This is a genomic window from Saccharopolyspora sp. NPDC000995, from assembly GCF_053599315.1.
The window spans coordinates 1-9,820 of record NZ_JBSFLZ010000184.1; the positions used below are offsets into that span (position 1 = coordinate 1).

Genomic DNA, 9,820 nt, shown 5'->3' on the forward strand with positions numbered 1-9,820 from the left:
GCCATATTGCCGGATCGTTTCCAGCAACCGATACCAAACACCGGTTTCCCGTGTTTCGCGGATGACGCGGCAGCCGCGCCGAAGAGGGTGATCGGCTGACCCCCGAAACCAGCCTTAGTGGCCGCACCATCAACGGCCTGACTACCACCGGGACCTGACCTCACGGCCGGGAACACGGCCAGCGAACAACAGTGGCCTTGGCGCCAGCGCAGGATGCAGGTCTGCGCCAGTGCCAAGGCCACCGCCTTCTCGCTCCGCTACTACCGCTTCTTCTTCGGCGGATCCTTGCGCAGCAGATCAGGACCGATGATGCGACGCACCACCCGGCGAACCAGGCTGCGCTTCTTCACCGGCTTCACCGGCTTCACCGGCTTCACCGGCGCAGCTGGAGCGACCGGCTTGGTCCGCACGGTGGGCGCCCCTACCGAAGCCGACGGGTCGGGGTTGAGCCGCTTGGCGAACTCGGGCTGCTCATCGCGAATCGCGGGAATGTAGGGCTGGGTGACCTCGACCCGCGACGGGGCGTTGGCCATTGGTGGTGGTAGCACCGCCGGGCGGGCCGGGACGACCACCTCGTCCAGGGGCAGCTGGCCCACGATGCGGGTAGTCGGCGGTCCCGGATCCAGTCTCGATTGCTGGTCTTCCGACGGGGCCACGGGCTGGAACCACGGTCGAGCAAGGTCGTCTTGAATAGTCATCCGTATCGACTCTGCGGGGGGCAAACGGCCAATGTCACCGGATCAGGGGCTTCCTGCACCGGCGGATCAGACCCTACCGGTAACGGACAGATAAAGCACACCCCTGTGTTCCCTAGCTCTCGTCCCGCGATCACGCCCGGTGTCAACACGGCCATGCGGCGTAATCAAGATTCGCTAAGTTTCCGGAAAACCCAGTGCTGCCAGCATCGTCTGCGACAACGCCACGCCGGCGGCCCGATCCGGGTCAGCCGCCGCTACCGCCAAGACCCTGCTGCGGCACCTCGTCGCCTATCGCGATCTGCCGTAACTGGCGGAACTCCGCGGCCAGGGTGCCTGCCGTCCAATGCGCGTTGAGCCCGCTGGGATTCGGCAACACCCACACCCCGGCCCCCTCGATTCGCCGGTCCTGCCGACCCACCGTCGCCCGCCTCTCACCGAAAGCCACCCGGTAAGCAGTGATTCCCACCACGGCCACCCATTCCGGCCGAAACCGCCGCACCTTCTCCGCCAGCGCCAACCCACCGGCCCGCAACTCCTCGTCGGAGAGCTCCGCCGCCCGTGCGCTGGCCCGCGCCACGAAATTGGTGATGCCCAACCCGAAACCAGGCAACTCCGCCTGCTCGTCCGGCCGCAGCAGACGCGGGGTGAACCCAGCGGCGTGCAACGCCAGCCAGAACCGGTTGCCCGGCCGCGCGAAGTGGAAACCCGTGGCACCCGACCACAGGCCCGGATTGATCCCGCAGAACAGTACCCGCGAACCGGGGGAGAGGACATCCGGAATCCTCGCCCCTTCCGCCGCAGCCAACTCCTGCGCGCTCGGCCGGTTCCCCGCCAACTCCCACCTCCGGTACCCGCAAACCACACAGGACTTTAACCCGGAGGCCATCACAGGCCGGACCGCGATCCGCCCTCCCGGCCTCGGCCGAGTTACCCGCCCCAAATGACCGCCACCCCTTGGCAAGCGGGTCACAGGGGAGCGGTTGACGTGGGGTTCGCGAGGTGTAGCGCGGCGCCGTTGCGCCCCGCAAGCTTCGGCACCTCCACACTTCCCAACGCCAATTACGTCGCACGGTTTAAATAACGTTATAAACCAAACGAAATGAAAATTCGATGAGGAGAACCGTCGGGGAGCCACCGCGCATAATCGCGCTTATGTGCGGTAAGGTTGGCGCATGGAGATCATTTCGGGGTCTGGTGCCGGAGTACGGCCGGTGTGGGTGCAAACGGAACTGCTTGCCGCGAGCACTCGGACCGGCCACACCCTCACCGCGTTGCTCTCGGCTTGGCTGGGCTCGTTCGCCGACTCCGCGGACACCCGCGCCGCCTACGCGCGCGATCTGCGTGAGTACCTGGCGTGGTGCACCCAGCGTGACCTCGACCCACTGACGATGCGGCTGCCCGAGGTGCAGATGTACGCGGCCCAACTCGCCGCCGCGACCAACCCCCGCACCGGGCGCCCTTTCGCCGCCTCGACACGGGCGCGCAAGCTCGCCGCGGTCTCCAGCTGGTACACCTTCCTAGTGCGAGCCGGGGCGATCGACGCCAATCCCGCCCGCGATGCCGCCCGCCCGCGCTACGACCGCCGGCATTCGACGACAGCCAGCGTCTCCGAACAACAGGCGGCGCAGATGCTGACCAGCAGCCGCGGCTACCCGCACCGCACCCTCGGCCCGCAGGCAGCGGCTCTTGCCATGATGCTGCTGATCGACCTTGGTATCCGGGTCTCCGAACTGTGCAACGCCGACCTGGCCGATCTCGGGCAGCGCGACGGACTTCGAGTGCTGACCGTGCGGATGAAGGGCGGCAAGGTCCGCACCCGACCAATCCCGGCCCCGCTGGCCCCCGTGCTCGACGCCTACCTGCAGGCCCGCCCGTCCGGCGCCGACACGTCCGCACTGCTGGTTACCCGGCACGGCGCGCGCGTCAACCGCCACCAGGTTTACCGGCTCATACAGGCCCTGGCAGCCAAGGCCGGGGTGCCGATGCCCCAGCGAATCACCCCGCACTCGATGCGGCACGCCTTCAACACCATCGCCCGGGAAAGGGGAGCGGCCTTGGAGGACCGTCGCGACGCCCTCGGCCACTCCTCGGCCGCGATCACCCAGCTCTACGACCACGTCGCCCTGTCCCTGACCCGCGACCCGGCGCACCTCGTCGCCAGCGCAACGCACCGAACCGAACCTGGAACACCGGATTCCCAAGAGGAATCGCCTTGATCATTTATGTCACGGTGACGAAAATGTGATCCTCGGTCGTTGCCCCGCAACCGAACGAATCGGGCCAGCCAAGCACATCCACGCGCCGCACTTCCGATTCCTGACGTTCGAACAGGACGACCTGTTCATCGCCGCCCACACCGATGGCTGCACCAAACGCCCACGTCGGCGCAACTGCTCAACCAGCCGCAGCAGGCACGTTCGATGAAGCGGCCGAGACCAGCACCGCGTCCAACGGAGCCCGCTGAGGAAATCCGCGGCAGCCATTTGCGACGGCAAGTTCGACATTGCTCACACCTTCGGCCGCCAGAACACCGCCGGCCAGCCCGGACAGATCCGCCTACCACTCGACGCTGACCACATCACCGGCCAGCCGAGCCAGCAACGCGGTCTGGAAACCCACCGGCGGTACCGACCTCAAGGACATGTTCGCCGCCGGTGAGCGCGAGACCCTCCAGCATCAGCGCCGACAACGAAGGCTGCTCGTGACCTGGCCGTGGCCGATCAAGCAGCGGCGCGTCGTCGTAGGCGGCGGTGCGAGTCTCCAACGCCCCGAATGCCTCACGTGGCGTCGTAAGCAACACGCTGAGCACGCGCTCATCGGTCACGCCCGCGTGGCGGGCGGCGCGGACGAGCTCCTGTCGACGGTGGTGTTCTCGGTGACCACGAGCTCGCTCATGCGCCTCCTCGGAAGGTGTCCTCCTCGGAAGGTGTCGTCGAACAGCTACACAGCCTCGGCTGGGTGAAGTCATCGCCGAATCGTTCACGCCTGCCCGGCAGACAGCGATTCCAATGTGGAAAACCGCGGGGATCTTGCGTCACGGAGACGAAATTCAGGCTGGTTTGCGGGCCTCGATGAGCAACCGGGTCGAGTGGGCGATGAACGGTCCCTGGCGCTGGATCTGCTCGTGCAGCTCACGCAGCCGGTCCAGGTAGCGGTCGACGGTGAAGTCCGGGATCGTCCAGATCACCTTGCGCAGGAAGTAGATGACGGCACCGACGTCGAAGAACTCCATCCGCAACCGTTCCAGGCGCACATCGACGACTTCCAGCCCGGCGGCTTCGGCCTCGGCGCTCTCGACGTCGGGCTGGCGCTTGCGGCGGATGTCCTCGGACAGCGGCCCGAGGAAGAACTCGACGAGGTCGAACACGGTCTCCGGCCCGACGTGTTGTGCGAAGTAGGTCCCACCGGGCCGCAGGACCCGCGCGATCTCCGCCCACCACACGGTCGCCGGATGGCGGCTGGTGACCAGGTCGAATGCCCCGTCGGCGAACGGCAGCGGGGGCTCGTCGGGGTCCGCCACGACCACCACCCCCAACGGGTGCAGCAGTTCGGTGGCCTTGGCGATGTTCGGCGGCCAGGACTCCGTCGCCGCCATCAGAGCCGGGAAGTTCCCGGCACCGGCCAGTACCTCGCCACCGCCGGTCTGGATGTCCAGCGCCGCCGACGTAGCCCCCAGTCGCCGACGCAACAACCGCTGGTAACCCCACGAGGGGCGCTGTTCGGTCGCATGCCCGTCCAACCAGGAGAAGTCCCAGCCATCGACCGAGACCGCTGACGCCTCGGCCACCAAATCTTCGAACGAACCCGCTGGCATACGGTGATCCTCCCAGCACGCCACGCCGACAGCCACCGAAGACCCGCCCTGGGAATACGACGCACGCTGCGTCTGGACACTGCCGGATCCTCCAGGTCGTCCTCGAAGTCCCAGCGGGAAATCGTTGGACGGACGTGCCAGGCGGCTGGCAATGTGGGGTAGCAGGACGAACTGCCACGCCGGGGCTACGTCAGCGCTGATCTGGACGGTTTACTGGACGTCGAGCCGGAGATGTCGATCAGCCGGATCGCGTGGCTGCACCGCGGTTCCACCGGCCGCTCGCCGCCGGCGATCGCCGAGATCGACAAGTGTGTGTGGTGTCTATGCGGCCCCGGCCGTGGCCGCGGATTCCGGAGGCGACCGTGCGTGTCGCGCGGGCGCCCGGCGGGCATGGGCGGGTACCCGTTAACGATGCGGGTCCGTGACGAGTTGGCCTCGATCGACGAGGACATCGCGATCCAGCAGGTCGAGCTGGTGGAGTCCGTGGTCCGCCAGCAGGCCACACTGTTCTCGGACGACCTCACCTTCCTGGCAACGCCCGCCTCCTCAGCTTGAGGGGTTCTGGGCGGATGCGAAGGCGTTGAAGGCGGCTGGTGATCCGTCACGAGCCGACGCGATGGCGTTGTGGGAGAAGTACTTCGGCGACATCACGGACGCAACCATGGACCGGGCCGACGGCGACTAGGGCGTGTCTCCAAATTTTTGCCCTGGTAGTGGGTGATGATCGGCTGGTGGTACGTGCTGATGCGATCTCAGATGAGTTGTGGGAGCTGGTCGAGCCGGTGCTGCCCTCGCGAAAGGGCTTGCGGGGCAGGCCGTTTGCCGATCACCGCCTGATCCTGGAAGGGATCGCCTGGCGGTTCCGCGCCGGAACGCCGTGGCGGGACGTGCCCGCGGAGTTCGGGCCGTGGCAGACGGTCTGGAAGCACCACCACCGGTTCTCCATCGACGGTACCTACCAGCGGATGTTCGACGTGGTGCGCTCCAGCTACAGCATCGATGCCGGTGACGACCTCGCTCAGTTGCTGTCGATCGATTCCTCGGTCGTGCGCGCGCACCAGCACGCCGCGGGTGCGCCCACGGTCCCAGGCCGGGACCTGGCCGCAGCCACCGGCCACACAGGGGGCACCGTCGAATGACACGAATCTGGCCGCCGAGCCCGACGATCACGCGCTGGGCCGCTCCCGGGGCGGGCTTTCCACCAAGATTCACGCGTTGGCTGACGCCGCCTGTGATCTGGGCGCGGTCCGGTTGACCGCCGGACAGGCCGGAGACAATCCCCAGTTGCTGCCCTTGCTGGATGACTACCTCGCCTCCGACTACACCGACGCCGGACCGCTGGATGTCCGGTTGTTAGCCGACAAGGCGTATTCCCACCCCTCGACCCGGCGGGAGCTGCGCCGACGTCGGATCAAGCACACGATCCCCGAACGGCGGGATCAGATCGCCGCCCGCAAGGCCAAAGGCTCCGCCGGTGGTCGTCCGCCGGCGTTCGACGCCGAGATCTACAAGCACCGCAACACAATGGAGCGGGCGTTCGGCCGTGTGAAGCAGTGGCGCGGAGTAGCCACGCGTTACGACAAGTACGCTCTGCCCTTCCTCGGCGGTGTCCTGCTCGCAAGCACGATCATGATCTGCCGCACCGCTTCCCGGAATTAAGAGACACGCCCTAGACGCCCGTGTCGCAAACCCGACCCGGTACCGGGCACACCCGGCCCGCGCCGCTGCTTGGTGATCACTCCCAGTGATCTCGGTGGGCAATACGCGACAGTTGATTCCGCGAGGTCACCAGGTTCCCACCCCCGTGGGGGCCCCGCCGGCATACGTGCGAAAGGGGCAATGATCCCCGGCGCGAAGCGCGCGACCAGCAGGTATTCGCGGTGGTGTCCGGCTGATCAGGCGCCGGCGGTCAGGGCGGCGAAGTCGGCGTGGGCCTGTTCGACGGCGTCGGGGTGGCGCTGGCGTTGTTCGTGTTCGGCCAGGGCGCGGTAGATGCTGGCGAGGCTCGGTTGTCGGCGAGTGCGCGTAGAGCGAACCACAGCGCGGCGCTCGACAAAGAACAAGATCCCTACAACTCAGGTCTCTACGGTTCCAGGGGATTGCCATAGCGGCCAACGGCGGAGCACTCCGGGACGATGAAATGGGGGACAATCACGTGGTAGACGACGTGTGTCGTTGGGCGCTCAGGGGCGGTGCGGATAGCGCAGCGGGTGGGGTCCATCACCGCGTGGCGTAGGTTCGTTTTCGCGGTCGTTGGCTGGCTCTTGGTGAGAGTATCTTTGGACATGTCGCGGTCCTCCTGTCGTGCGGTTGAATCACGGGAGCGTGGTCTCGCCCCGTCCCTCCGGTGCACCGGAGGGAGTATCGGTTGGCTTTACCGTGGTGGTGTCCTTCATTGCCATCCAGATTGACCCCGACTCGCCGGACAACAGCGCCGCGCGCTCGTCGCCGGTCAGGCCCGGCACCTGCGTGCCCATCGTCTGCGGGTCATGCAGGTACTCGCTCAGCAGGGACGGGTCCGACGCCAGCTGAGCCAGATATGTGGCAAGCGCGTTGGGATAGCGAGTGGGTAGATAGTGGTCCGGAACTCCCGTCCCCGTCGACTGGACGGACTGCGGCCGGTTCCCGGCCATCCCCAGTCGTTCGGCCATGTCGTCGTCATAGCCTGGCGCGACAACTGGCGGCACGTACAGAGTGGACGCAGAGTCCAGAGGTTCGTCACGTAGGTCGCGCAACGCGACGGTGTGGATCAGCGGACCACACACCGGCTAATGGGCCGCGTGGTAGTGGGTGACCTGATGCTCCGGCGGGTAAAACTTCTCCAGATACTCGACAAGCATCGGGCGATTGCGGGAATTGTCGATGCCGTCGAAACGGAAGCCGAGATCGCCCACACAGCCCACCTGCCAGATCACCACGTGTGACTCGGTCAACAGGGTTCGGTTGCGCACCAACAGGTCGGTGGCCTCGACCTCCTGACAGCCCATCGTGGCTGGGTCCACGCCCAGGTCGGCGAACAGAACAAGGAATCCAATGCCGACACGCCGGGCATCATCATGGCGGGAACGCCTTCGGCGCGTAGCACCCTGATCGCTTCGTGGCCCGGATAGGCGAACACACCGGGATGTCCGTAGAACACCCCGCACACCGTCAGACCGTCGCGTACCGGTGCGACGAGCGCGTCCACCATCTGCGCATAGGTTTCCCTACGCGGCTTGTCGTTGCCGTAGAACACCTGCAGATCCTCTGAGGACTTGCTGTGTTCTTGAATCCACACCTCGGTCACAGGGTCGGACAGGCAGTACGCGACATGGTCGGCCTGCTCGATCCACCCCGCAGCCTCGTAGGTCAACTGTCCGATGCCTCTAATGCCTGTACCGACCACGACCAGCGACCCCGCCGACATGCTGCGACCTCCGCACCGGGTCCGAATTCCTCGGCGACCGCAGTCGCCCGATATGTCCACAAACACTAAAAGTCACAGCACACCAGCTCGCAGAGCGGACCCCCTGATCAGGTGTCAATGGCCATTCGTTTTGGTCCAGGCGTTCGTTGCGTGATCAACAAGGGTGGGCGGCGGGTTGGCCACCGGTTCGCTTCGGTGAGCCCGAAGATCGCCCGTGGCGCCCAGTGATGCAGTTCGACTCCGTTCGCCGCCCCGCGACGGGCGGACGGTGGACGCTCGTGGAGGTCCCTGTTGTCCTTGAAGCAGTACAGTCCGCGAAAAGTCGCAGATCCCGTGCCGCTCCATCGTGCGGTTGGGATGGTGCAGGCCTGCACCATCCCAACCGCCTAGGACCCTACCGCCACGAACTCGCCGGTCACATTGCCGACGCGGTCGGGCTCGTTCACTAGGTCGAGGATCAGCTCCGGGCGGCCCTCGGCGAAATCCAGCTGCGACAGCTCAACCCACACCACGTTCGGGCTACGGGTGGACTCGAAGAAGTACCGCCGCTCGGTGCAGTCGGTGACGGTACGCCAGCGGGTGGGCGAGACGTTCGGCCACCCACCCACCCTCCCCGGGCGCGCCTAACCCACCCACGGAAGCAGCAGAAGAGCCAAATTTCGGGCGCATTTGGCTGGACCAGTGACGACGCGGTTTCAGCGCGTCCTCCGTTGGGCCGTCGACGTCAGCGCGGCCAGCGCAGCGGCGGTGCGGGCGACGCGCATGCCTCTGTCCGGGTGAATGTGCTCGCTCTGGGGCAACGACGTCTCCGATCCGGGCGTGTGCGGGGGTCCGGAACGGCCCGGGCACCAATCGGACGAGAGGGGAAATGCCAATGAGATTTACCCGACGGGCAGCGCGAGGTGGAGTCACCGTCGCTGCTGCGGTGACACTGGCGACCACCGGTGTCGTAGCCGCACCGCAGGCCTCGGCCGCTGAGGCCTGCAGATCCAACGGTCTGTGTCTGTACTACAACACCGGCTTCAACGACATGCACTTCGTTACCGAGAGAACCGGAGCCGGCTGTTGGGGCCTCAACGCTTTTGGGCTCGGTGAGCACGTCAACTCGTACGTCAACAACCTGCCTGTGACCGTGCAGATGCGGAACGTCCAGTTCGACGTCGTTTGGTCTATCCGCCCTGGCGGCAGCAGTTCTAACAGCACGCCATTCGTGGGCGAGGCCTACGTCTGCACCTAGCGAGGAGTCGCCTCAGTCGGCAATCGCTGGGGTGGCCCGCTGCCGTGGTGGGTCACCCCAGCGAGGAGTACGACCGGAATACGGCTGGAACCTGCCGTCATGCCCTGTTCTCGCTGGTAAACGAACACGATATGTCCACTGTGGCCTATAGGTGGCATCGGGTCACCGGTGCGCACGACAGCAAGCGCTGGCAAGCGCTCGGATTGACGTAATCTGGGGGCGAGACTGGTGAGATCGCGTATTCAACTGTCGGTGCGACCTGAGGGCGCACCAAGCAAGTGGGCTATCCGATTGGAGGATCGAGATGATGGTGTAGCCCCAGGCTAGTGTCCAGTGGCCTGTCCCCACCCTGACGTGCGCTGCGAGCAATCGCGGGGTGCGAAGCTCAGGGTTCACGCCTAAGGGCTCCCGCTCCATCCGGGAGCTACAGGTTAGGGGAAGACCGGACGGGCGAACGTGAGTGAACCCTCGATCATGCCTCGTAATGAATAGGGTGTGGCTCTTTTGGAGTGAGGTTTAGGCGGCGGTGTGGAGGGTGTGGGTGGGGTGGTTGCGGTAGTTGTCAAGTCAAACTGAGACGGGTTGTGTTTAGTTGACTGGTTGTTGATCTTCGATGGGTTGGTTGATCCAGGCGGCTTTGGGTAGTGCGGGTGGCCGGGGTCGGC

General features: G+C 65.9%; 14 protein-coding genes and 1 pseudogene. 4 read left to right on the forward strand and 11 right to left on the reverse strand.

Going from position 1 to position 9,820, the window contains the following annotated elements:
* The 3 genes from ACWDKQ_RS33595 to mug form a co-directional block, all read right to left on the reverse strand.
* On the reverse strand, positions 1-242 hold a 242-nt coding region (locus tag ACWDKQ_RS33595), incomplete at its 3' end, for a hypothetical protein (RefSeq protein WP_450142792.1).
* 18 nt (positions 243-260) lie between these two features.
* Entirely contained in the window at positions 261-656 is a 396-nt protein-coding gene (locus tag ACWDKQ_RS33600; protein WP_450142793.1) for a hypothetical protein, read from the reverse strand.
* 286 nt (positions 657-942) lie between these two features.
* Positions 943-1,533 carry a G/U mismatch-specific DNA glycosylase gene (gene mug / locus ACWDKQ_RS33605; RefSeq protein WP_450142794.1) on the reverse strand — a complete coding sequence of 197 codons (591 nt, stop codon included), beginning with the start codon at positions 1,531-1,533 and terminating at the stop codon, positions 943-945.
* Between the two features lie 337 nt (positions 1,534-1,870).
* On the opposite strand from mug, the gene ACWDKQ_RS33610 reads away from it, so the two are divergent.
* Positions 1,871-2,914 (forward strand): tyrosine-type recombinase/integrase, encoded by a 1,044-nt coding sequence (locus tag ACWDKQ_RS33610; protein WP_450142795.1) that lies wholly within the window; start codon positions 1,871-1,873, stop codon positions 2,912-2,914.
* Positions 2,915-3,092: 178 nt separating this feature from the next.
* On the opposite strand, the gene ACWDKQ_RS33615 is transcribed toward ACWDKQ_RS33610, so the two are convergent.
* The 3 genes from ACWDKQ_RS33615 to ACWDKQ_RS33625 form a co-directional block, all read right to left on the reverse strand.
* Entirely contained in the window at positions 3,093-3,209 is a 117-nt protein-coding gene (locus ACWDKQ_RS33615) for a hypothetical protein (RefSeq protein WP_450142796.1), read from the reverse strand.
* 67 nt (positions 3,210-3,276) lie between these two features.
* Positions 3,277-3,666 carry a hypothetical protein gene (locus tag ACWDKQ_RS33620; RefSeq protein ID WP_450142797.1) on the reverse strand — a complete coding sequence of 130 codons (390 nt, stop codon included), beginning with the start codon at positions 3,664-3,666 and terminating at the stop codon, positions 3,277-3,279.
* Positions 3,667-3,747: 81 nt separating this feature from the next.
* Entirely contained in the window at positions 3,748-4,512 is a 765-nt protein-coding gene (locus ACWDKQ_RS33625) for a class I SAM-dependent methyltransferase (RefSeq protein ID WP_450142798.1), read from the reverse strand.
* 366 nt (positions 4,513-4,878) lie between these two features.
* On the opposite strand from ACWDKQ_RS33625, the gene ACWDKQ_RS33630 reads away from it, so the two are divergent.
* Together ACWDKQ_RS33630 and ACWDKQ_RS33635 are read left to right on the forward strand one after the other, a co-directional pair.
* A complete protein-coding gene (locus ACWDKQ_RS33630) occupies positions 4,879-5,067 on the forward strand; it encodes a hypothetical protein (protein ID WP_450142799.1) in 189 nt (62 codons plus the stop codon).
* A gap of 176 nt (positions 5,068-5,243) precedes the next feature.
* Positions 5,244-6,185 (forward strand): annotated as a pseudogene (locus ACWDKQ_RS33635) (IS5 family transposase).
* A gap of 222 nt (positions 6,186-6,407) precedes the next feature.
* Here the strand turns inward: ACWDKQ_RS33635 and ACWDKQ_RS33640 are convergent.
* The 5 genes from ACWDKQ_RS33640 to ACWDKQ_RS33660 all read right to left on the reverse strand — a co-directional run bounded on the left by ACWDKQ_RS33640 (position 6,408) and on the right by ACWDKQ_RS33660 (position 8,526).
* Positions 6,408-6,551, reverse strand: coding sequence for a hypothetical protein (locus ACWDKQ_RS33640; protein WP_450142800.1), 144 nt, complete (start codon positions 6,549-6,551; stop codon positions 6,408-6,410).
* A gap of 276 nt (positions 6,552-6,827) precedes the next feature.
* Positions 6,828-7,163: a hypothetical protein gene (locus ACWDKQ_RS33645; protein ID WP_450142801.1), complete on the reverse strand. Its 336-nt coding sequence runs from the start codon at positions 7,161-7,163 to the stop codon at positions 6,828-6,830.
* Between the two features lie 117 nt (positions 7,164-7,280).
* On the reverse strand, positions 7,281-7,430 hold the full coding sequence (locus ACWDKQ_RS33650) for a hypothetical protein (RefSeq protein ID WP_450142802.1): 150 nt from the start codon (positions 7,428-7,430) through the stop codon (positions 7,281-7,283).
* An 11-nt stretch (positions 7,431-7,441) separates the two neighbouring features.
* Positions 7,442-7,918 (reverse strand): SAM-dependent methyltransferase, encoded by a 477-nt coding sequence (locus ACWDKQ_RS33655; RefSeq protein ID WP_450142803.1) that lies wholly within the window; start codon positions 7,916-7,918, stop codon positions 7,442-7,444.
* Between the two features lie 386 nt (positions 7,919-8,304).
* The gene (locus tag ACWDKQ_RS33660; protein WP_450142804.1) at positions 8,305-8,526 is read right to left on the reverse strand and encodes a hypothetical protein; all 222 of its coding nucleotides are present in this window, start codon (positions 8,524-8,526) and stop codon (positions 8,305-8,307) included.
* A 317-nt stretch (positions 8,527-8,843) separates the two neighbouring features.
* On the opposite strand from ACWDKQ_RS33660, the gene ACWDKQ_RS33665 reads away from it, so the two are divergent.
* Positions 8,844-9,155 carry a hypothetical protein gene (locus ACWDKQ_RS33665; protein WP_450142805.1) on the forward strand — a complete coding sequence of 104 codons (312 nt, stop codon included), beginning with the start codon at positions 8,844-8,846 and terminating at the stop codon, positions 9,153-9,155.
* Positions 9,156-9,820: the final 665 nt, after the last annotated feature.